This is a genomic window from Pseudomonas shiyinii (assembly GCF_056725765.1).
Map to the genome: position 1 here is coordinate 1,373,350 of NZ_CM161522.1, position 22,109 is coordinate 1,395,458.

Below are 22,109 nucleotides of genomic sequence, written 5' to 3' on the forward strand. Positions count from 1 at the left end.
CCAGAGATAATCTTCGACCGGGTGTCGCGCGGCCCTTGGAATAGGGCCGGGTTGATGCCGGGAAGGGGTAAGTCAGGTAGAATGCGTGCCCGGTTTTTGGAGACGATTATGACCCTGCTCAAATTCAGCGATGTGTCCCTCGCGTTCGGTGCCATGCCGCTGCTGGACAAGGTGTCCTGGCAGATCGCGCGTGGCGAGCGGGTGTGCATCATCGGTCGCAACGGCACCGGCAAGTCGAGCATGCTGCGCCTGGTCAAGGGCGAGCAACGGCCCGATGACGGTGAGATCTGGCGGGCCCCGGGCCTGAAGATCGGCGAGTTGCCGCAGGAGTTGCCGGTGGCCGACGAGCGCAGCGTGTTCGACGTCGTGGCCGAGGGTCTGGACGGTGTCGGGGCGCTGCTGGCCGAATATCACCACCTGAGTCAGAACATCCAGGGCGACGCCGACCTGGAGAAACTCATGCATGTCCAGCACGAGCTCGAGGCCCGCGACGGCTGGCGCCTGCAGCAAGTGGTGGAAAGTACCCTGAGCCGCCTGCAGCTGCCGGCCGACAAGACCCTGGCAGAGCTTTCCGGTGGCTGGCGTCGTCGTGTGCTGCTGGCCCAGGCTCTGGTGTCCGAACCCGACCTGCTGCTGCTCGACGAGCCGACCAACCACCTGGACATCGGCGCCATCGCCTGGCTCGAGGAAGCCCTGAGCGGTTTCAACGGTGCGGTGCTGTTCATCACCCACGACCGTTCCTTCCTGCAGAACCTGGCCACCCGTATCCTCGAGCTGGACCGCGGCGGCCTGATCGACTGGAACGGTGACTACGCCAGCTTCCTGGTGCACAAGGAGGCCATGCTGGCCGCCGAGGAAACCGCCAATGCGCTGTTCGACAAGCGCCTGGCCCAGGAGGAAGTGTGGATTCGTCAGGGTATCAAGGCTCGGCGTACCCGCAACGAAGGCCGTGTACGCGCCCTCAAGGCCCTGCGTGTGGAGCGTGGCGAACGGCGTGAGCGCCAGGGCAAGGCGAACATCCAGATCGAGGTGGCGGACAAGTCCGGCAAGCAGGTCATGGTGTTGGAGAACGTCAGTTTCGCCCATGCCGACGGCCCCATGCTGGTCAAGGATTTCTCCATGGTCCTGCAGCGCGAGGACCGCATCGGCCTGCTGGGCGCCAATGGCACCGGCAAGACCACCTTGCTCAAGCTGATGCTGGGTGACCTGGAGCCCAGCAGTGGCAAGGTCGAGCGCGGCACCAAGCTGGAAGTCGCCTACTTCGACCAGATGCGTCACCAGCTGGATCTGGAAAAAACGGTGATCGACAACCTTGCCGAGGGGCGCGACTTCATCGAGATCGATGGCCAGAATCGCCACGTGCTCAGCTACCTGGGCGATTTCCTGTTCAGCCCCCAGCGTGCCCGCACGCCGGTCAAGGCCTTGTCGGGCGGTGAGCGGGCGCGCCTGTTGCTGGCCAAGCTGTTCAGCAAGCCGGCCAACCTGCTGGTGCTGGACGAGCCGACCAACGACCTGGACGTCGAAACCCTCGAGCTGCTCGAGGAAGTGCTGTCCAACTTCAAGGGCACCGTGTTGATGGTCAGCCACGACCGGGCGTTCCTCGACAACGTGGTCACCAGCACCCTGGTGTTCGAAGGCCAGGGGCGGGTGCGTGAATATGTTGGGGGCTATGAGGATTGGATCCGTCAGGGCGGCTCGCCAAAGCTGCTGGGCGTGACCGAGAGCAAGGGCGGCAAGGCAGAGCTTGGCAGCGCGGTGGTGGAGAAGCCTGTCGAGCAGGCGGCGCCAGCGCCGGTTGCGTCTGCCGCTGCGGTGGAGCCTGGGAAGAAGAAGCTCAGCTACAAGCTGCAGCGCGAGCTGGAAGCCCTGCCGGGACAGATCGACGCGCTGGAGCAGCGTATGGCCGCGGTCCAGGAAGAGGTCAATGCCCCTGGTTTCTACCAGCGCCCGATTGGCGAGACTTCGGCAGTACTGGCCAAGCTGGAGCAGATGCAGGGTGAGCTGGATGCCCTGGTCGAGCGTTGGGCCGAGTTGGAAGGGTAGAGCGTATCGGGGGGGCGCTATGCGCCCCATCGCGGGGCAAGCGGGACCGCCGCAGCGCCGCTCCTGCAGGGGCATCGCTGGCCCTGTAGGAGCGGGCTGCAAAGCAGCCGCAAGTACGTGTCAGCCTTCTTTCTTCAGCAGGCGTACCGCCAGCACGTCACAAGGCGCACCGTGCAGCACGTCGTTGGCGGTGGAGCCCAGCAGCAGGGCCAGGCCATGGCGGCCATGGCTGCCCACCACGATCAGGTCACAATTCTGCTCCTTGGCCAGCTGGTGGATTTCCTGGCGTGGCTGGCCGTAGGTCAGGTGCGAGTCGCCACGGTTGATGGTCGGGTACTTGTTGAACAGGCGATCCATGCGCTCCTTGGCCTGGTCGAACTGTTGCTGCTGCAATTGCGACAGGTCCATTGGCACGTCTCCGCCAAAGGCCATGGCCATGGGTTCGACGATATGCACCAGGGAGACCTTGGCGCCCGTGGGTTCGGCGAGTTTCATGGCGCGCTTGATCACCGGGTCGCATTCTTCGGTCAGGTCGACGGCGACCAGAAGATGTTCGTAGGACATGGGTGGTACTCCTGCAATCGCGATAGTAGAAGTATGGTCGCTTTCGGGCCGAATGCCGTGAAACCTGGCTAACCAGCTCATTTGCAACGCTTTATGGGAACTACAGATATGACGGTATGGCTGGTGGTGTCAATCCTTGCGCTGATTCTCAGCCCCTTGGCCTGGTTGCGCCCATCGCGCCAGCAGAGTGAACAGATGAACTTGCGCATGGAGGGGCGACGCATGGGCCTTGCCATGCAGCTGGCGCCCCAGACCTGGCCTCATTGGCTGGAAAAGGAGCCGCCAAGCCCTTGCCCGCAATACCACCGCGCGCGGCGTAAAGGCCATGACGATACCTGGGTGTATTGGCAGGTCACCCCGGGTGTGTGGTGGAACCAGTGGCGCGAACCATGCGAGGACGCGCGTCTGTGCGAGGCCTTTGCGCGCCTGCCGGCGAGCGTCTACAAGATCGAAGCCGACAGCCGCATGCTTGCCCTGTACTGGAGCGAGCGGGGCGACAAATCTGTTTTGCAGGATATTGCCCAGGTCCTCGAAGCCCTCGCTTGATAGGGTTGGGGTATTGGGCGGATGTGAGATCCAGCGCCCCCCGCGCGGCGTTCGATTTCATCGGCGCCGCAAAATTCAAGGCATGCGCTGCGCCATGAATACCTGCCCATCACTGTCATCATGTTTCGTACCCAGTGGGTGCAAAATGACCGGAAAGTCGCGTTTTCACCGTGCTTGCGAGCATTTGACAACGTCGATCTTTTCGAGGAATGTGTGCGTACCCAAATCAAACGGGCGTATGAATTGAGCGTTTGTATGTCGAACGGCTCTAACAGAATCCCGACTCGCGCGCTGACGGGTGTGCCTGGGTAGGGGCCAAGCCGGCCCTTATGCCAGCGTTCGGCGTGTACAGTTCAGCTTCCATATCGTGGAGATCAGTTGATGATTTACGAAGGTAAAGCCATCACGGTTAAGGCTCTTGAAAGCGGCATCGTCGAACTGAAGTTCGACCTCAAGGGTGAGTCCGTCAACAAGTTCAACCGCCTGACCCTGGACGAACTGCGCCAGGCCGTGGATGCCATCAAGGCCGACGCCGCCATCAAGGGCGTGATCGTCAGCAGCGGCAAGGACGTGTTCATCGTCGGCGCCGACATCACCGAATTCGTCGACAACTTCAAGCTGCCCGAGGCCGAGCTGGTCGCCGGGAACCTGGAAGCCAACCGCATCTTCAACGACTTCGAAGACCTCGAAGTGCCGACCGTTGTCGCCATCAACGGCATCGCCCTGGGCGGCGGCCTGGAGATGTGCCTGGCAGCAGACTACCGCGTGATGTCCAGCACGGCGAAGATCGGCCTGCCTGAAGTCAAGCTGGGTATCTACCCGGGCTTCGGCGGTACCGTGCGCCTGCCACGCCTGATCGGTTCGGATAACGCCATCGAGTGGATCGCCGCCGGCAAGGAAAACCGTGCCGAGGACGCCCTGAAGGTCGGTGCCGTCGATGCCGTGGTGGCCCCCGAGCTGCTGCAGGCCGCAGCCCTGGACCTGATCAAGCGCGCCATCAGCGGCGAGCTGGACCACAAGGCCAAGCGCCAGCCCAAGCTGGAAAAGCTCAAGCTCAACGCCATCGAGCAGATGATGGCCTTCGAGACCGCCAAGGGCTTCGTGGCAGGCCAGGCCGGCCCGAACTACCCGGCACCGGTCGAAGCCATCAAGACCATCCAGAAGGCGGCCAACTTCGGCCGTGACAAAGCCCTGGAAGTCGAAGCCGCAGGCTTTGCCAAGCTGGCCAAGACCTCGGTCGCCGAAAGCCTGGTCGGCCTGTTCCTCAATGACCAGGAACTCAAGCGCAAGGCCAAGGCCCATGACCAGATCGCCCACGACGTGAAGCAGGCCGCCGTGCTCGGCGCCGGCATCATGGGGGGTGGCATCGCCTACCAGTCGGCGGTCAAGGGCACGCCGATCCTGATGAAGGACATCCGCGAAGAGGCCATCCAGCTGGGCCTGAACGAAGCCTCCAAACTGCTCGGCAAGCGTGTCGAGAAGGGCCGCCTGACCCCGGCCAAGATGGCCGAGGCGCTCAATGCCATTCGCCCGACCCTGTCCTACGGTGATTTCGGCACTGTCGATATCGTCGTCGAGGCCGTGGTCGAGAATCCGAAGGTCAAGCAGGCCGTGCTGGCGGAAGTGGAAGGGCAGGTCAAGGAGGATGCGATCCTTGCCTCCAACACCTCGACCATCTCCATCAACCTGCTGGCCAAGGCGCTCAAGCGCCCGGAGAATTTCGTCGGCATGCACTTCTTCAACCCGGTGCACATGATGCCGCTGGTGGAAGTGATCCGTGGCGAGAAGTCCAGTGACGTGGCGGTCGCCACCACCGTGGCCTACGCCAAGAAGATGGGCAAGAACCCGATCGTGGTCAACGACTGCCCGGGCTTCTTGGTCAACCGCGTGCTGTTCCCGTACTTTGGTGGTTTCGCCAAGCTGGTCAGCGCAGGCGTGGACTTCGTGCGCATCGACAAAGTCATGGAAAAGTTCGGCTGGCCCATGGGCCCGGCCTATCTGATGGACGTGGTCGGCATCGACACCGGCCACCATGGCCGCGACGTCATGGCCGAAGGCTTCCCGGACCGCATGAAGGATGATCGCCGTTCCGCCGTCGATGCCTTGTACGAGGCCAACCGCCTGGGCCAGAAGAACGGCAAGGGCTTCTACGCCTACGAAACCGACAAGCGCGGCAAGCCGAAGAAGGTCGCCGACCCCTCGGTGCTGGAAGTGCTCAAGCCGATCGTCTTCGAACAGCGTGAAGTGAGCGACGAGGACATCGTCAACTGGATGATGATCCCGCTGTGCCTGGAGACCGTTCGCTGCCTGGAAGACGGCATCGTCGAAACCGCTGCCGAGGCGGACATGGGCCTGGTGTACGGCATCGGCTTCCCTCCCTTCCGCGGTGGCGCGCTGCGCTACATCGATTCGATCGGGGTCGCCGAGTTCGTCGCCCTGGCAGACCGGTACGCCGATCTGGGGCCGCTGTACCACCCGACCGCGAAGCTGCGCGAAATGGCCAAGAGCGGCCAGCGCTTCTTCAACTGAGCGCCCAACGAGTTAGAGCGAGAGTATTGATATGAGCCTGAATCCAAGAGACGTGGTGATTGTCGACTTCGGTCGCACGCCGATGGGCCGTTCCAAGGGTGGTATGCACCGCAACACCCGTGCCGAGGACATGTCCGCGCACCTGATCAGCAAGCTGCTGGAGCGCAACGGCAAGGTCGATCCGAAGGAAGTCGAGGACGTGATCTGGGGCTGCGTCAACCAGACCCTCGAGCAGGGCTGGAACATCGCCCGCATGGCGTCGCTGATGACACCGATCCCGCACACCTCGGCGGCCCAGACCGTCAGCCGCCTGTGCGGCTCGTCGATGAGCGCGCTGCATACCGCTGCCCAGGCGATCATGACCGGCAACGGCGACGTGTTCGTGGTCGGCGGCGTGGAGCACATGGGTCACGTCAGCATGATGCATGGTGTCGACCCGAACCCGCACCTGTCCCTGCACGCGGCCAAGGCCTCGGGGATGATGGGCCTGACTGCCGAGATGCTCGGCAAGATGCACGGCATCACCCGTGAGCAGCAGGACCTGTTCGGTCTGCGTTCGCACCAGCTTGCCCACAAGGCAACGGTCGAAGGCAAGTTCAAGGACGAGATCATCCCGATGCAAGGGTATGACGAGAACGGTTTCCTCAAGGTCTTCGACTACGACGAGACCATTCGCCCGGAAACCACCCTCGAAGGCCTGGCATCGCTCAAGCCGGCATTCAACCCCAAGGGCGGTACCGTCACCGCGGGTACTTCGTCGCAGATCACCGATGGTGCCTCGTGCATGATCGTCATGTCCGGCCAGCGTGCCATGGACCTGGGGATCCAGCCCTTGGCGGTGATCCGTTCGATGGCCGTGGCGGGCGTAGACCCGGCGATCATGGGCTACGGCCCGGTGCCGTCGACCCAGAAAGCCCTCAAGCGCGCCGGCCTGACCATGGCCGATATCGACTTCATCGAGCTCAACGAAGCCTTCGCCGCACAGGCCCTGCCAGTGCTCAAGGATCTGAAAGTGCTCGACAAGATGGATGAGAAGGTTAACCTGCACGGCGGCGCCATCGCCTTGGGCCACCCGTTCGGTTGCTCGGGCGCGCGGATTTCCGGCACCCTGCTCAACGTCATGAAGCAGAATGGCGGTACCCTGGGGGTCGCCACCATGTGCGTCGGCCTGGGCCAGGGCATCACGACTGTCTTCGAACGCGTCTGATCGCGTCGTCGACAGCAACCGGGGCCTTGTGCCCCGGTTTTTGTTTTTTACAAGATTTGTTTCAAGAGGGTGGGCGACATGCAGATACAGCCAGGCGTGTACCGGCATTACAAAGGGCCGGAATACCGTGTGTTCAGTGTTGCACGGCATTCCGAGACCGAAGAGTGGCTGGTGTTCTACCAGGCCCTGTATGGTGAATATGGGCTGTGGGTGCGGCCACTGTCGATGTTCCTGGAGTCCGTCGAGGTTGACGGCGAGCAGGTGCCGCGCTTTGCTTTGGTCAAGGCCGAGGAGGGGATGTTCAAGCGTCCCGACACGGCAAGCGACTGAACCTGAGCGCTTGACCTCACTCTGTTGCCACTATATATAGCGGTGCCGCGTCCGGCACCTGACGCGTTTTTCATCTTCAGATTCAGGAATACTCCGATCCATGGGCAAATCGCTGGTCATTGTGGAATCCCCGGCCAAGGCCAAGACCATCAACAAGTACCTGGGCAGCCAGTACGTGGTGAAGTCGAGTATCGGCCATATCCGAGACCTCCCCACCAGCGGTTCGGCCAGCGCCAGCAAGGAACCGGCGGCCAAGCGCGGCAAGGCCGCAGGTGAGGCGCCGGCCCTGTCGCCGAAAGAGAAGGCCCGTCGCCAGCTGGTGGCACGCATGGGCGTCGACCCGGAAGCCGGCTGGAAGGCCAAGTACGAGATCTTGCCCGGCAAGGAAAAGGTCATCGACGAATTGCGTCGCCTGGCCAAAGATGCCGACACCATCTATCTCGCAACCGACTTGGACCGCGAAGGGGAGGCCATCGCCTGGCACCTGCGCGAGGCCATTGGTGGCGACGACACCCGCTACAAGCGCGTGGTATTCAACGAAATCACCAAGAAGGCCATCCAGGAAGCGTTCTCCCAGCCGGGCGAGCTGGACATCGACCGAGTCAACGCCCAGCAGGCGCGCCGCTTCCTCGATCGCGTGGTTGGCTACATGGTTTCGCCGCTGCTGTGGGCCAAGATCGCCCGTGGCCTTTCGGCCGGTCGCGTACAGTCGGTGGCGGTCAAGCTGGTGGTAGAGCGCGAGCGTGAGATCCGTGCATTCGTCCCGGAAGAGTACTGGGAAGTCCATGCTGACCTGGGCACTGCCAAGAACGCCAAGGTGCGCTTCGAAGTGGCGCGCGAAAAAGGCGAAGCCTTCAAGCCGCTGAACGAAGCCCAGGCCATGGCGGCCCTGGAGAAGCTCAAGGCCTCCAGCTACAGCGTGGCCAAGCGTGAAGATCGCCCGACCAGCAGCAAACCGTCTGCGCCGTTCATCACCTCTACCCTGCAGCAGGCAGCGAGCAACCGCCTGGGCTTCGGCGTGAAGAAAACCATGATGATGGCGCAGCGCCTCTACGAGGCCGGCTACATCACCTACATGCGTACCGACTCGACCAACCTGTCGGTCGATGCGCTGGATATGGCGCGCAGCTACATCGAGCGCGAATTCGGCAAGCAGTACCTGCCTGAAAAGCCGGTGGTGTATGGCAGCAAGGAAGGCGCCCAGGAGGCGCACGAGGCGATTCGTCCTTCGGACGTGAACACCCACCCGAGCAAGCTCAGTGGCATGGAGCGGGACGCCGAACGCCTGTACGAATTGATCTGGCGCCAGTTCCTGGCCTGCCAGATGCCGCCTGCGCAGTACCTGTCCACCAGCGTCACGGTCAATGCCGGCGATTTCGAGCTGCGTGCCAAGGGCCGTATCCTCAAGTTCGACGGCTACACCCGTGTGCTGCCCCAGCAGAGCAAGCCGGGCGAAGATGACGTGCTGCCGGAAATGGCCCAGGGCGAGGTGCTCAAGCTCATCCAGCTCGACCCCAGCCAGCATTTCACCAAGCCACCGGCGCGCTACACCGAAGCCAGCCTGGTCAAGGAAATGGAAAAGCGCGGCATCGGCCGCCCGTCGACCTACGCGGCGATCATCTCCACCATCCAGGACCGCGGCTACGTGACCCTGCACAACCGTCGCTTCTATTCCGAAAAGATGGGCGACATCGTCACCGAGCGCCTCTCGGAGAGCTTCTCCAACCTCATGGACTACGGCTTCACCGCCGGCATGGAGGAGAACCTCGATGACGTGGCCCAGGGCGAGCGTGACTGGAAGAACGTCCTCGACGAGTTCTATGGCGACTTCAGCAAGAAGCTGCTGACCGCCGAGTCGGCCGAGAACGGCATGCGTGCCAACCAGCCGACGCTGACCAACATTCCGTGCAAGGAATGCGGCCGGCCGATGATGATCCGTACTGCCTCCACGGGGGTCTTCCTCGGCTGCTCGGGCTACAGCCTGCCGCCGAAGGAACGTTGCAAGGCCACCGTGAACCTGGTGCCAGGTGACGAGATCGCTGCTGACGATGAAGGCGAGTCCGAATCTCTGGTGTTGCGTGGCAAGCACCGTTGCCCGATCTGCGCCACGGCGATGGATGCCTACCTGCTGGACGAAAAACACAAGCTGCACATTTGTGGCAACAACCCGGACTGCCCGGGCTACGAGATCGAAGAGGGCAGCTACCGCATCAAAGGTTACGAAGGGCCGAGCCTGGAATGTGACAAGTGCGGCAGCGAGATGCAGCTAAAGACCGGCCGTTTCGGCAAGTTCTTCGGTTGCACCAACCCTGCGTGCAAGAACACGCGCAAGCTGCTCAAGAACGGTGAGGCGGCGCCGCCGAAGATGGACAAGGTGGACATGCCGGAGCTCAAGTGTGAGAAGGTCGACGATACCTACGTGCTGCGCGATGGTGCCTCGGGGCTGTTCCTGGCTGCCAGCCAGTTCCCGAAGAACCGCGAAACCCGTGCGCCGCTTGTGCTGGAAATCGTCCCGCACAAGCATGAGATCGACCCGAAGTACCACTTCCTGTGCGATGCGCCGCAGAAGGACCCGGATGGCCGCCCGGCGGTGATCCGCTACAGCCGCAAGACCAAGGAGCAGTACGTGCAGTCCGAGGTGGACGGCAAGCCGACGGGCTGGAAGGCGTTCTACGACGGCAAGGCGTGGAAGGTCGAAGACAAGCGCTGATCGGTAAGCGCTAAAAGAGGCCGCTTCGCGCCCCATCGCGGGGCAAGCCCGCTCCCACAGGATCAGCGCTGACCATGAAGGCGGCGCAACCCTGCAGGAGCGGGTTTGTCCCGCGATGGGGCACGAAGCGGCCCTTGTCTTTTATGACATTCGGCTTGCGGCAGGGCGGGGCGATCCCTGAAACTGAGGCATCGCCTTGCAGCCTAGGGAGGCCATTCGAAATGGCCCAGGAACTCTACACCCGCACCAACCAGAAACTGTTCTTCGCAGGGCTTGCCCTGGAGTCCATGGCCAAGGCTGCCGACAGCCAGGCGATGAATGCCCAGGGCCTGATCCAGGCGGAGCGTGAATCGGCGCTGTTCCACTTGTATGGCGCGCTGCTCGGTCTATGCCATGAGATCGCCGGCTTCTACCGTTTGCCGCAAGCGGCGGCAGCGCAGGTGGAGCTGTTGCTCAATGAGGAGGCGCTCAATGGCATCGCCATTCCGGAGGTGGCCGAAATGCTGGAACTGGCGCGTCAGCCGGAAACCTGGCTCGCGCAATTGCTTCGTGCTTATGCCGATTTGTTCCGACCGCCGGTCGCCAAAAAAGCACCGAAAACTGATGTCACCCAGCCTTTGATCCAGGCTGTGAATCTGGACGAGCCCGAGCAGCCACTGCTCTCCCGGGAGGAGCTGGAAAGTTGGCGCAACAATCTCAAGGGCTTGATACGACGTTTCCGTGACGCGTTGAGTGAGTGCTGACAGCGGCGGTGGCTGGTACAATACCGGCCTTTCGTGAAAAGCAGGCCCTATATGTCAACGTCCTTTCTAGAAATTGTCGAGTTGCCTGATGGCCGGATCGAGCTGCGCCGTGCCGAGGACGAGGGTTCTTTGGTGACCCTGGATTTCTCCGAGGACGCCAAGGCGTTCCTGCAAGGCCAGCATGTGGAAGTGGCCAAGGCCATGTTGAGCGTCGGCGTGCAAATGGCAGGTCGCCTGGTCGAGGGCGATCTCGAGCACGAGGAAGGGCCACGCGTTCTGCATTGAGCCTTGCGCTTTGTAATTCAGAAATTGAAAGACAGGCAAAGCCTGAACATCAGCCGAGGCGGATGTTCAGGCTTTGTGCGTTTCCGGTCGTGGCTGCGCGGATCAGTTGCTGGCGCGCTGTGGCATTGAGGTTGCCAAGCCAGCTGACCACGGTATGGCTGTGGCCCAGACGCAAGGCTTCGCAGGCCAGTTGCAGGGCGCTCTGGTTCGCGCCTGGTTGCAGCAACAGGATGCGTTCACGGTTGAGGCCGGCATCGCGTAGCCAGGCCTGGGTCAGGCTGGCGGGCGGTGCAATGAGGGTCAGCCAGCGGGTTTCGTCCTCTTCGCTCAGTTCTCGTAGAACCGGCGCCAGCAGGCTTTGGCAGTGGCCAGGTGCGCCACGCAGGGACAGTTCGCTGAACAACTCGGGCTGCTGGGGCTTGCGTGGTTGCTCTGCGGCGCCGTTGCGGGCTTTCAGGCCAGGCAGCACCGGCTGGGCCAGGAAGGCCTCGAACAGGGGCAGCTGTGCTTGCTGGGGTGCATGGATGAACTGCTGCATGACGCCTCCTGGATCAGCGGCGAATGACGCCGACACTCAAGCCCTCGATCACCAGTTCCTGTTCTTTCAGGTCGACTTCGATGGGGGCGAATTCGGGGTTTTCGGCGATCAGCCAGACCTTGCTGCCTTCGCGCTTGAAACGCTTGACGGTCACTTCATCGCCGATGCGGGCGACGACGACCTGGCCGTTGCGGGCTTCGCGGCAGGTATGCACCGCCAGCAAGTCGCCGTCGAAGATGCCGATGTCCTTCATGCTCATGCCGTGCACGCGCAACAGGTAGTCGGCGCGGGGGTGGAAGAAGGCCGGGTTGATGTTGCAGGATTCCTCGATGTGTTGCTCGGCGAGGATCGGGGCACCGGCGGCGACGCGGCCGATGATTGGCAGGCCGCTTTCTTCCGCCTTGGTTTCCAGGCCGGGAATGCGGATGCCACGGGAGGCGCCCGGCGTCATTTCGATCGCACCCTTGCGGGCCAGCGCCTTGAGGTGTTCCTCGGCGGCGTTGGGGGACTTGAACCCCAATTCCTGAGCGATTTCCGCACGGGTCGGCGGGAAGCCGTTGTCTTCCAGGCAGCGTTTGATGAAGGCCAGGATTTCGGCTTGGCGTGGCGTCAGTTTCAACATGGCGGGCGCTCTGTCTTTTTATACAGTGACTGGAATTATATACAGTGGATGGCCAGCTGCAAGCACTTGACGACGAGAAAAGCTTCACACGAGGCTGACTTTCATCGCCCAGGCTACGGGATACGCGGGCTGCAGCGTGACATGCGGAGCTGTGGTTAAATGGCGACCCACCAGTCACCGAGCCTTGACAAGAGGCCTGCTTGAAACGTATGTTTCAAACAACTGTTTGTCAGGCGGAGTAGTCATGGCCCAATCCGAAACCGTTGAACGCATTCTCGATGCTGCCGAGCAGCTGTTCGCGGAAAGGGGGTTCGCGGAAACCTCGTTGCGGCTGATCACCAGCAAGGCCGGGGTCAACCTGGCGGCGGTGAACTACCATTTCGGCTCCAAGAAAGCCTTGATCCAGGCGGTCTTCTCACGTTTCCTCGGCCCGTTCTGCGCAAGCCTCGAGCGTGAGCTGGACCGACGCCAGGCTCGCCCCGAGCCGCGACCGAGCCTGGAAGAGCTCCTGGAAATGCTGGTGGAGCAGGCTTTGGCCGTGCAACCGCGCAGCAACAACGACTTGTCGATCTTCATGCGTCTGTTGGGCCTGGCCTTCAGCCAGAGCCAGGGGCACCTGCGCCGCTACCTGGAAGACATGTACGGCAAGGTGTTCCGCCGCTACATGCTGCTGGTCAACGAGGCCGCCCCCCGTATTCCACCGTTGGAGCTGTTCTGGCGCGTGCACTTCATGCTCGGCGCGGCGGCGTTCAGCATGTCGGGCATCAAGGCCTTGCGCGCCATTGCCGAGACCGACTTCGGCGTCGACACCTCGATCGAACAGGTGATGCGCTTGATGGTGCCGTTCCTGGCCGCTGGTATGCGCGCCGACAGCGGTGTCACTGACGAAGCGATGGCCGCCGCGCAATTGCGTCCGCGCAGCAAGACCGGTTCTGCACCGGCCTCGGCCAAGGCCTGAGCGCTGGGCGTGGAAGGGCGCTTGAGCTAAGCTAGCGCCCATGCCTGACCTCGATTTCCTGCACATTTCCCTCGCCGACCAGCGCCTCTATGGGTTCGCCCAGGGCGAGTTGCGCGTGCGCCTGGCCGTGTCCACGGCGCGCAACGGGGCTGGCGAGCGCAATGGCTCGGGTTGCACACCCCGGGGCCTGCATCAGGTCCGCGCGAAGATCGGTGCCGGCTTGCCGCAGGGCGCCGTGCTGAGCAGCCGACGCTGGACCGGCGAGGTCTGGTCCGAAGCGTTGCACGCACGTTTTCCCGGGCGAGACTGGATCTTGAGCCGCATCCTCTGGCTCAGCGGCTGCGAGCCGGGATTCAACCGTCTCGGTCAGGTCGACACCTTTCGCCGCTACATCTACCTGCATGGCACACCGGACACTGAACCTATGGGCGTGCCGCTGTCCCATGGATGCATACGCATGAGGAACAGCGACCTGGTGCCGCTGTTCGACCGTATACAGGAGCATTGCCGGGTGCAGATCGACGAAGCCGCCTGCCCGCAATGGAACTCCCTGCCTCTTCACTGAAGGATTCAATTATGACCGCCAGCCTGCAAGGCTCCCTGATGGTGGATATCGCCGGTAAATGGCTGACCGCCGAAGACCGCCATCTATTGCGCCAGCCCGAGGTGGCCGGCCTGATCATCTTTGCCCGCAACATCGACAGCCCCCGCCAGGTGCGCGAGCTGTGCGCCTCCATCCGCGCCATCCGGCCCGACCTGATCCTGGCGGTCGACCAGGAGGGCGGCCGGGTCCAGCGCCTGCGCCAGGGCTTCGTGCGCCTGCCGGCCATGCGTGCGATCGCCGACAACGCCAACGCCGAGCAGTTGGCCGAGCAGTGCGGTTGGGTGATGGCGACCGAGGTGCTGGCAGTCGGCCTGGACCTGAGCTTCGCGCCGGTACTGGACCTCGATCACCAGCGCAGTGCGGTGGTCGGCAGCCGTGCCTTCGAAGGCGACCCGGCGCGGGCCACGCAGTTGGCCGGAGCCTTCATCCGCGGCATGAACGCAGCCGGCATGGCCGCCTGCGGCAAACACTTCCCCGGCCATGGCTGGGCGGAAGCGGACTCCCATGTGGCCATCCCGACGGATGAGCGCAGCCTGGAGCAATTGCGCCAGGCCGACCTGGTGCCGTTCACGCGCCTGAGTGGCCAGTTGGCGGCCGTGATGCCGGCCCATGTGATCTACCCGCAGGTGGACAACCAGCCGGCTGGCTTCTCGCGTCGCTGGCTGCAGGACATCTTGCGCGGCGAATTGGGCTTCAAGGGGGTGATCTTCAGTGATGACCTGTCGATGGCTGGCGCCCATGTGGTAGGGGATGCGGCCAGCCGTATCGAGGCCGCGCTGAGCGCCGGTTGCGACATGGGGCTGGTGTGCAATGACCGGGCCGCGGCGGAGCTGGCCTTGAGCGCGGCGCAGCGCCTGAAGGTCAGGCCGTCGCCGCGGATCGCGGGAATGCGCGGGCGAGGGTTCGCGCGTACCGACTACCGTCAGCAGCCGCGCTGGCTGGAGGCACTGGGGGCCTTGAAGCAAGCGCAATTGATCGATTGAGCGAGCCCTATCTGGCAAGCCGGCTCCCAACGCTGTGGGCCAGCTTGCCGGCGACAATATCAGGACCGACTACGTTTGCCCGGCAACGGCGCGAACAGCGCCTCGATCTCGTCATCGCCCAGGCGCCACTGCCCGGCCTGCCCGCCATCGAGCAGGCTGGCCGCCAGCGCGGCCTTCTCCTGCTGCAATTGCTGGATCTTTTCTTCCACCGTTCCCCGGGTGATCAATTTGAACACGAACACCGGCTTGTCCTGCCCGATGCGATAGGCTCGGTCGGTAGCCTGGTTCTCGCTGGCCGGGTTCCACCAAGGGTCATAGTGGATCACCGTGTCGGCGGCCGTCAGGTTCAGGCCGGTACCGCCGGCCTTGAGGCTGATCAGGAACACTTCGCTGTGGCCGTTCTGGAACTGCTGCACGGGTGTGCGACGGTCGCGGGTATCGCCGGTCAACAGGCTGTAGCGAATTCTGCGCTTGTCCAGTTCGGCCTCGATCAAGGCCAGCATCGAGGTGAACTGGGAAAACAGCAGCACCTTTCGCCCTTCGCTGAGCAGCTCCTCGAGCATCTCCATCAGGCTGCCCAGCTTGCCTTTGTCGGCCTGGTTGCCCTTGGCTTCCACGCCCTTGACCAGGCGTAGGTCACAGCAGACCTGGCGCAGCTTGAGCAGGGCGTCGAGGATGACGATCTGGCTGCGTGCCGCGCCGTTGCGGGCGATTTCGTCGCGGACTTTCTTGTCCATCGCCACCCGTACCGTTTCGTAGGTGTCGCGCTGGGCATCGCTGAGCTCGACCCAATGGATCATCTCGGTCTTGGCGGGCAATTCGGTGGCCACCTGCTCCTTGGTGCGGCGCAGCAGGAAGGGGCGGATGCGGCTGGTCAGGTGAGCCATGCGTTCGCTGTCGCCGTGGCGTTCGATGGGCGTGCGGTAGTCCTGGTTGAAGCGCTTGAGGTCGCCCAGCCAGCCGGGCATCAGGAAGTGGAACAGCGACCACAGCTCGCCCAGGTTGTTTTCCATTGGCGTGCCGGTCAGGCACAGGCGCTGGCCGGCCTGCAGTTCGCACACCGCCTGGGCGGCCTTGCTGGTGCTGCTCTTGATGTTCTGGGCTTCGTCCAGGATCAACACGCTCCAGGACACCGTGCGCAGGTGCTCGAGGTCTCGCGGCGCCAAGGCATAGGTGGTCAGCACCAGGTCGTAGTCGAGCAGCGTGTTGAAATGCTTGCTGCGCCCCGGGCCATGCAGCGTCAGCACGCGCAGACCGGGGGCGAAGCGTTGGGCTTCGTCGAGCCAGTTGGGCACGAGGCTGGTGGGCATCACTGCCAGGGCGGGTTGCTGCAGTCGGCCGTTTTCCTTTTCCAGCAGCAGGTGGGCCAGGGTCTGCAGGGTCTTGCCCAGGCCCATGTCGTCGCCGAGGATGCCGCCGGTGCCCATTTCACGCAGTGCTTGCAGCCAGTTCAGGCCTTGTTGCTGATAGGGGCGCAGCGCAGCGTTCAGCCCTTTGGGTGGTTCGACCTGCAGGTCGCGGGCATCGCGTAGGCGTCGGCCCAGGTCGCGCAGGTGTTCGCCGCCTTCCCAGCGCAATGGCAGGTGGTCGATGTCGTTCAGTCGCGCGGCGTCGGCGCGGTCCAGGCGCAGGGAGGGGCCGCCGGCATGTTCGTGCAGGTACAGCTCGCCCAAGGTACCCATGACCGCCTTGATGCGACCATAGGGCAGGGCGACGCGCAGGGCAGGGGTGTCCTGGCGGCCGCGGTTGAGGTCGATCAGCAGGTGTTCGTCGTCGCTGCGCCGGGCCAGCTCGCTGGGGCGCAGCAGTTCGGGGCTGCTGCGCAGCAGTTGCAGCATGATCGGCAGCAGGCTGTGGCGTTGGCCATCGACCACGATCCCCAGCTCCAGGTCGAACCATTCATGGCCGGGTGTTTCGTCGAGGGTGGCGTACCACTCGTCGATGTCCTGCAGGTCGAAGGCGAAATCCCGGGGAATGTCGATTTCCCAGCCGGCCTCGCGCAGGCGTGGCAGGCCTTCACGGGCGAACAGCAGCCAGGCTTCGTCGTCGGCGAGCTGGAACATTTCGCCAGCGCTGTCGGGCAGGGCCTTGCTCTGCCGGGTGGCAGGCTTGAAGCCAAGCCCGCGCAAGGTCTTGCGTATGGCCTGTTCGGCCTGGGGCTGGCGGTGGATGCGTTGGCTGGTCTCGCCCACGAGGCGGTTCAGGGGCTTTTCGTCGCTGCCGCTGGCCAGCAGACCGTCGTAGTTGAAGGCCAGGGCGGCGCGGTGCTGCGTCTGGCGCTGCATGCGCCCGGTCTTGGGCATGTAGGCGCTGAACTCCAGGCTGCCGAGGGTCAGGTGCGGGCGTGGCTGGATGTGGTCGTGTTCTTCGCTGCGCACGGTGGTGGGCGTGGGGACCTGACGGTTCAGGGCGTTGAGCCGATGGCTCAGCGGCACGACCAGATCCTCGGGTACCGTCGGGGCGCGAGCCAGCTGGCTGGCGATGAAGGGGTCCAGGTCATGCTGGAGCCGGCCTGTTTGGCGGGCTTGGGTATCCACGTAATACAACGGGGCCAGCGGCAGCACCGGGAACAGGGCATGGCCATCGTTGTACCAAGCGCCGCGGTAGCTGCCGTTGTCCTGGCGCACCCAACGGAACTCCGCTGACTGCTCGGGCCCCTGGGTGAACGGCTCGGCGTGGTCTTCGAACAGCAGGCGACCTGTGGCCAGGGCATATTCGAGCAATTCCGCCCCTTTCTTGCCCTCCAGCGGCGTCGACGGCGAAACGATGGCTTTGTTCTGCGAGCTGATCAGGCGCAGCAGGCGAGCATCTTCTTCGGTCACGTAGCGAGGGGTGTAGTAGATCATCTCCGGCAACGAGGTGATCTTGCCCAGCTTCAGCCTGCCGTCGCTTTGCAGGGTGCCCTTGAGGGCTTCCAGGCGGCACTGCATACGGTCGAGCTTGACCTGGTAGTAGATGGCCGGCCCCTTGCGCGCGGACTTTTGCTCTGCCGGCGCGGCCGTGGGGGCTTCGAGCGCCTTGACCCATTGGCTCAGTTCGGGGGGGAGCGATGGCCCGCAGCCGGGTGTCGAGGGGTCTTCGATGCAGTCTTGCAGGTGAAACAGCGCGGCGGCGCAGTGCTTGCAGTTGGTCCCTACCGGGCAAGTACAGCGCCCGAGCACACGCAGCTGTGCGCCGCTGTGCAGCAGGTGGATCGTCTGGTTGTAGCGCTGGCCCGCGGAGCCCGAGCAAACCGCCTCGACCGTCTGCTCATGGGCCGAAAGAATCTTGACCTTGCCCTGGATGGCATAGTCCAGGCCACGGCCAAGCGCTCCGGCATCGAAGGCGGATGTCCAGCTCCCGTTGGCCTGGAGCAGCTGCTGCACATCGCACGCGCTCACCTCATTGCTCCATCATCTCCGGGTCGAGCACCGGCAGCTTGCGCATGCCGGCGGGGGTGACCTTCAGCAGCACGGCCAGGTGCCCGCCGTCGAGGAAGGTCAGCTGGTTGGCCTTCATGTTGCTGTTGCTCTGCCTGAACTGCTCGCTGCGCATCACGCTACCATTGCCGTCGAGCTGGTTGACCCAGAAATTGGCGTCCACGGCGATGAAGCGGCCATCGGCGATGCTCAGGTTGCCTTCGATGGGGAAATGCCCGAACTGCTCTTCGCCGGCGCTCAGGGCAATGCGGCTTGGGGTGCTGCCGACCTGCTGTTGCCAGGCCTTGTGCAGCAGCACGGTGTAGTCGGCGGTCGCCTGCAGGCGGGTGGCTTCATCGTCCAGCGCCAGCGGCCGTTCGGCTGCCTTGTCCAGGCGTGGCGCGCCAGCGCTCCAGTCTTCCGGGGCGAACGGGCTGGTCACCGCGGGCACGGCGTTCTGACGCAGCAGGATCATTTCTACCTGATAAAGGCCTTCGGCGAAGGCGGCCGGCGCGAACAGCGTCAGCATCAAGGTCAGGCAACGGATGGCACGCATGGATCTTCCTTAGGCAGGCTGTGGGGTCAGGCGCTCGAACAGCGCCTCCAGGGTGGTGAAACGTTCGTCCGGGCGCTCCATCGGCACGAGGAAGCGGAACTGCGTGGCGCCTTCGAACTTGTAGCGCTTGGGCTGGCCCTGGATGAGCTTGATCAGGGTCAGCGGGTCGACGGGCGTCTCGGCTTCGAATTCGATCTTGCCGCCGTTGGGGCCGGCGTCGACTTTCTTGATGCCGAGCTTTTCCGCCTGCAGCTTGAGCAAGGTCAGGCGGACCAGGTTCTTGGTCGGCTCGGGCAGCAGGCCGAAGCGGTCGATCATCTCCACTTGCAGGTCCTTGAGGCCGTCTTCGTCGGCGGCCGAGGCGATGCGCTTGTAGAGGATCAGGCGGGCATGGACGTCCGGCAGGTAGTCCTCCGGGATCAGGGCCGGCAGGCGCAGGTTGATCTCCGGGCCGCCGCCCAGCGGTTGTTCGAGGTTCGGCTGGGTGCCCTTGCGGATGGCCTTGACCGCGCGTTCGAGCATCTCCATGTAGAGGGTGAAGCCTACGGCCTGGATCTGCCCGCTCTGGCCTTCGCCGAGCAGTTCGCCGGCACCACGGATCTCCAGGTCGTTGGTGGCCAGGACGAAGCCTGCGCCCAGGTCCTGGGTGTTGGCGATGGCCTCCAGGCGCTTTTCGGCATCGGCGCTGATCTGCTGGCGCGGTGGCGTGAGCAGGTAGGCATAGGCTTGGTGGTGGCTGCGCCCGACACGGCCGCGCAGTTGGTGTAGCTGGGCCAGGCCGAACTTGTCGGCACGCTCGATGACGATGGTGTTGGCGCTGGGCACGTCGATACCGGTCTCGATGATGGTCGAGGCCACCAGCACGTTGAAGCGCTTGTGGTAGAAGTCGCTCATCACCTGTTCCAGCTCGCGTTCGCGCATCTGCCCGTGGCCGATGCCGATACGCGCCTCGGGCACCAGCTCGGCCAGTTCGGCCGCGCATTTCTCGATGCTCTTGACGTCGTTGTGCAGGTAATACACCTGGCCGCCGCGCAGCAGCTCGCGCAACAGTGCTTCCTTGACCGTGCTCTTGTTCTGCTCCATGACGAAGGTGCGCACCGACAGGCGTCGCGCCGGTGGAGTGGCGATGATCGACAGGTCGCGCATCCCCGACACCGCCATGTTGAGCGTGCGCGGGATGGGCGTTGCGGTCAGGGTGAGGATGTCCACTTCGCTGCGCAGGGCCTTGAGCTGTTCTTTCTGGCGCACGCCGAAACGGTGTTCCTCATCGATGATGACCAGGCCCAGGTCCTTGAAGCGCACGTCGTCCTGCAGCAGCTTGTGGGTGCCGATGAGGATGTCGATCTTGCCTTCGGCCAGGTCCGCGGCGGCAGCGCTGACTTCCTTGGCCGACTTGAAGCGGCTCATGACCTCGACCGTCACCGGCCAGTCGGCGAAGCGGTCGCGGAAGCTGTTGTAGTGCTGCTGGGCGAGCAGGGTGGTGGGCACCAGCACGGCCACCTGACGGCCGCTGTGCACGGCGATGAAGGCAGCGCGCATGGCCACCTCGGTCTTGCCGAAGCCGACGTCGCCGCACACCAGGCGGTCCATCGGCTTGCCGGCGAGCATATCGGCGCGCACCGCCTCGATGGCCGATTGCTGGTCCGGCGTTTCCTCGAATGGGAAGCCGGCGCTGAAGGTGGCGTAGTCGGCGGCCGGGTCGGCGAATGCATGGCCCTTGCGCGCGGCGCGGCGGGCGTAGATGTCGAGCAGTTCGGCAGCCACGTCGCGGACCTGCTCGGCGGCCTTGCGCTTGGCCTTCTGCCAGGCTTCGGAACCCAGGCGGTGCAGCGGGGCCAAGGCATCGTCGCTGCCGGTGTAGCGGGCGATCAGGTGCAGGTTGGCGACTGGCACGTAGAGCTTGGCGCCTTCGGCGTACTCCAGGGTGAGGAACTCGGCGGCCTGGCCGTCGATTTCCAGCGTGGCCAGGCCCAGGTAGCGGCCCACGCCATGGTCGATGTGCACCACCGGCGCACCTTCGCGCAGCTCGGTGAGGTTCTTGATGACCGCATCGTTAGCCGCGTCGCCGCGTTTCTCGCGGCGCCGACGCTGCATCACGCGCTGGCCGAACAGCGGGCTTTCGGCGACCAGGGCGATGGCCGGCTCGTCCAGCAGCAGGCCGTCGTCCAGTGGGGCGATGGTGATTGCCAGGCGCGCCTTGCCGGTGACGAAGTCAGCCCAGCTTTCGACCGTTTGCGGGCGCAGCTTCAAGCGCTCGAGCAGCTCCAGCAGCACTTCGCGACGGCCCGCCGATTCGGCGGTGAACAGCACGCGGCCGGAGAACTCGTCGAGGAACTTCGACAGTTCGCCCAGGGGCTGGTTGGCCTTGGCTTCGATGGCCAGGTTCGGCAGCGGCCGGGCCGGGAAGCGCTGGCGACCGGCACCAGGCTCGACCTCGTCACTGCTGACCACCACGCGTGGCCACTGCTTGAGCTGGGCGAAGCAGTCCTCGACCGGCAGGAACAGCTCGGCCGGGGGCAACAGTGGGCGGGTCAGGTCGCCGCGGCGTTCTTCGTAGCGCCCGCGCACATCGTTCCAGAAGTGCTCGGCGGCCTGTTCGACGCCGGGCAGGGAGAACACCTGGGTGTCGGCCGGCAGGTAGTCGAACAGGGTCGAGGTTTCCTCGAAGAACAACGGCAGGTAGTACTCGATGCCGGCGGGGATGATGCCGCTGGTCAGGTCCTGGAAGATGGCGCTGCGGCGGAAATCGACATCGAAGCGTTCGCGAAAGCGCGCCTTGAAGCGGGTCACTTCTTCCTTCTGCATCGGGAATTCGCGGGCCGGCAGCAGGCGTACCGAGTCGACCTTGTCGATCGAGCGCTGGGTCTCGGGGTCGAAGGTGCGCAGGGTCTCGATCTCGTCGTCGAACAGGTCGATCCGGTAGGGCAGCTTGCTGCCCATGGGGAACAGGTCGATCAATGCACCGCGCACGGCGAACTCGCCATGCTCGTAGACCGTGTCGACGCAGCGGTAGCCGCTGGCTTCCAGGCGCGTACGCATCTGTTCCACGTCGATCGTCTGGCCGACGTCCAGCACCAGGCTGCTGCCCAGCAGGAAGCGGGTCGGGGCCAGGCGGTGCAGGGCGGTGGTGATCGGCACCACGAGGATGCCGTGGTCCAGTTCCGGCAGCCGGTAGAGGCTGGCGATGCGCTGGGAGATGATGTCCTGGTGTGGCGAGAACAGGTCGTAGGGCAGGGTCTCCCAGTCGGGAAACGGCAGCACCGGCAGGTCGGGCGCGAAGAAGCGCAGCTCCTGTTCCAGACGGTCGGCAGCCTGGCTGTCGGCGGTCAACAGCAGGGTGAAGCGGCCAGCGCTGCTGGCGGCTTCGGCGATGGCAAGGCTCAGGGCGGCCCCGGGCAGGTTGCCCCAGGTTTGTTTGCCGGCCGTGGCCGATAATTGCGGTAGGCGCAGAACTGACACGGGAGATTGGACTCCAAGCGTTGCGGCAAAGACG

17 protein-coding genes are annotated in these 22,109 nt (G+C 64.1%); 11 read left to right on the forward strand and 6 right to left on the reverse strand.

The genetic code is table 11. The features are described from left to right. Positions 1 to 108: 108 nt before the first annotated feature. Complete coding sequence (locus ACXHGZ_RS06455; RefSeq protein ID WP_084859249.1) at positions 109 to 2,043, forward strand: ATP-binding cassette domain-containing protein; 1,935 nt, start codon at positions 109 to 111, stop codon at positions 2,041 to 2,043. A 120-nt stretch (positions 2,044 to 2,163) separates the two neighbouring features. On the opposite strand, the gene ACXHGZ_RS06460 is transcribed toward ACXHGZ_RS06455, so the two are convergent. Then, positions 2,164 to 2,607: a universal stress protein gene (locus ACXHGZ_RS06460; RefSeq protein ID WP_084859247.1), complete on the reverse strand. Its 444-nt coding sequence runs from the start codon at positions 2,605 to 2,607 to the stop codon at positions 2,164 to 2,166. A 108-nt stretch (positions 2,608 to 2,715) separates the two neighbouring features. Here ACXHGZ_RS06460 and ACXHGZ_RS06465 point away from each other — a divergent pair, with 108 nt between their 5' ends. The 7 genes from ACXHGZ_RS06465 to ACXHGZ_RS06495 all read left to right on the forward strand — a co-directional run bounded on the left by ACXHGZ_RS06465 (position 2,716) and on the right by ACXHGZ_RS06495 (position 10,957). Next, positions 2,716 to 3,153, forward strand: coding sequence for a hypothetical protein (locus tag ACXHGZ_RS06465; RefSeq protein WP_480462942.1), 438 nt, complete (start codon positions 2,716 to 2,718; stop codon positions 3,151 to 3,153). A gap of 381 nt (positions 3,154 to 3,534) precedes the next feature. Beyond that, complete coding sequence (gene fadB, locus ACXHGZ_RS06470) at positions 3,535 to 5,682, forward strand: fatty acid oxidation complex subunit alpha FadB (RefSeq protein WP_480462943.1); 2,148 nt, start codon at positions 3,535 to 3,537, stop codon at positions 5,680 to 5,682. A 31-nt stretch (positions 5,683 to 5,713) separates the two neighbouring features. Then, positions 5,714 to 6,889, forward strand: a complete 1,176-nt coding sequence (gene fadA / locus ACXHGZ_RS06475; RefSeq protein ID WP_480462944.1) for an acetyl-CoA C-acyltransferase FadA — start codon at positions 5,714 to 5,716, stop codon at positions 6,887 to 6,889. 78 nt (positions 6,890 to 6,967) lie between these two features. Further along, positions 6,968 to 7,219: a DUF1653 domain-containing protein gene (locus ACXHGZ_RS06480; RefSeq protein WP_480462945.1), complete on the forward strand. Its 252-nt coding sequence runs from the start codon at positions 6,968 to 6,970 to the stop codon at positions 7,217 to 7,219. A 100-nt stretch (positions 7,220 to 7,319) separates the two neighbouring features. Further along, on the forward strand, positions 7,320 to 9,929 hold the full coding sequence (topA, locus tag ACXHGZ_RS06485; protein ID WP_480462947.1) for a type I DNA topoisomerase: 2,610 nt from the start codon (positions 7,320 to 7,322) through the stop codon (positions 9,927 to 9,929). Between the two features lie 221 nt (positions 9,930 to 10,150). After that, complete coding sequence (locus ACXHGZ_RS06490) at positions 10,151 to 10,672, forward strand: DUF6586 family protein (RefSeq protein ID WP_480462949.1); 522 nt, start codon at positions 10,151 to 10,153, stop codon at positions 10,670 to 10,672. Positions 10,673 to 10,723: 51 nt separating this feature from the next. Continuing rightward, positions 10,724 to 10,957 (forward strand): hypothetical protein, encoded by a 234-nt coding sequence (locus ACXHGZ_RS06495; RefSeq protein WP_084858188.1) that lies wholly within the window; start codon positions 10,724 to 10,726, stop codon positions 10,955 to 10,957. A 49-nt stretch (positions 10,958 to 11,006) separates the two neighbouring features. Here the strand turns inward: ACXHGZ_RS06495 and sulA are convergent, their stop codons facing one another. After that, a complete protein-coding gene (sulA, locus tag ACXHGZ_RS06500; RefSeq protein WP_084858187.1) occupies positions 11,007 to 11,495 on the reverse strand; it encodes an SOS-induced cell division inhibitor SulA in 489 nt (162 codons plus the stop codon). A 13-nt stretch (positions 11,496 to 11,508) separates the two neighbouring features. Beyond that, entirely contained in the window at positions 11,509 to 12,117 is a 609-nt protein-coding gene (gene lexA / locus ACXHGZ_RS06505) for a transcriptional repressor LexA (RefSeq protein ID WP_084858186.1), read from the reverse strand. Between the two features lie 244 nt (positions 12,118 to 12,361). On the opposite strand from lexA, the gene ACXHGZ_RS06510 reads away from it, so the two are divergent. Genes ACXHGZ_RS06510 through nagZ form a run of 3 tightly spaced genes read left to right on the forward strand, consistent with a single transcriptional unit; the run spans position 12,362 to position 14,662 of the window. Next, positions 12,362 to 13,075: a TetR/AcrR family transcriptional regulator gene (locus ACXHGZ_RS06510; RefSeq protein ID WP_084858185.1), complete on the forward strand. Its 714-nt coding sequence runs from the start codon at positions 12,362 to 12,364 to the stop codon at positions 13,073 to 13,075. Positions 13,076 to 13,115: 40 nt separating this feature from the next. Beyond that, positions 13,116 to 13,640 carry a L,D-transpeptidase family protein gene (locus ACXHGZ_RS06515; RefSeq protein WP_480462950.1) on the forward strand — a complete coding sequence of 175 codons (525 nt, stop codon included), beginning with the start codon at positions 13,116 to 13,118 and terminating at the stop codon, positions 13,638 to 13,640. Between the two features lie 23 nt (positions 13,641 to 13,663). After that, positions 13,664 to 14,662, forward strand: coding sequence for a beta-N-acetylhexosaminidase (gene nagZ / locus ACXHGZ_RS06520; protein ID WP_480464003.1), 999 nt, complete (start codon positions 13,664 to 13,666; stop codon positions 14,660 to 14,662). A gap of 59 nt (positions 14,663 to 14,721) precedes the next feature. On the opposite strand, the gene ACXHGZ_RS06525 is transcribed toward nagZ, so the two are convergent. Genes ACXHGZ_RS06525 through mfd form a run of 3 tightly spaced genes read right to left on the reverse strand, consistent with a single transcriptional unit; the run spans position 14,722 to position 22,075 of the window. Continuing rightward, positions 14,722 to 18,042 (reverse strand): DEAD/DEAH box helicase, encoded by a 3,321-nt coding sequence (locus tag ACXHGZ_RS06525; protein ID WP_480462951.1) that lies wholly within the window; start codon positions 18,040 to 18,042, stop codon positions 14,722 to 14,724. Position 18,043: 1 nt separating this feature from the next. After that, positions 18,044 to 18,616, reverse strand: coding sequence for a peptidoglycan binding protein CsiV (locus ACXHGZ_RS06530; RefSeq protein ID WP_480462953.1), 573 nt, complete (start codon positions 18,614 to 18,616; stop codon positions 18,044 to 18,046). A gap of 9 nt (positions 18,617 to 18,625) precedes the next feature. After that, the gene (gene mfd / locus ACXHGZ_RS06535) at positions 18,626 to 22,075 is read right to left on the reverse strand and encodes a transcription-repair coupling factor (protein ID WP_084858180.1); all 3,450 of its coding nucleotides are present in this window, start codon (positions 22,073 to 22,075) and stop codon (positions 18,626 to 18,628) included. Between the last annotated feature and the right edge of the window lie 34 nt (positions 22,076 to 22,109).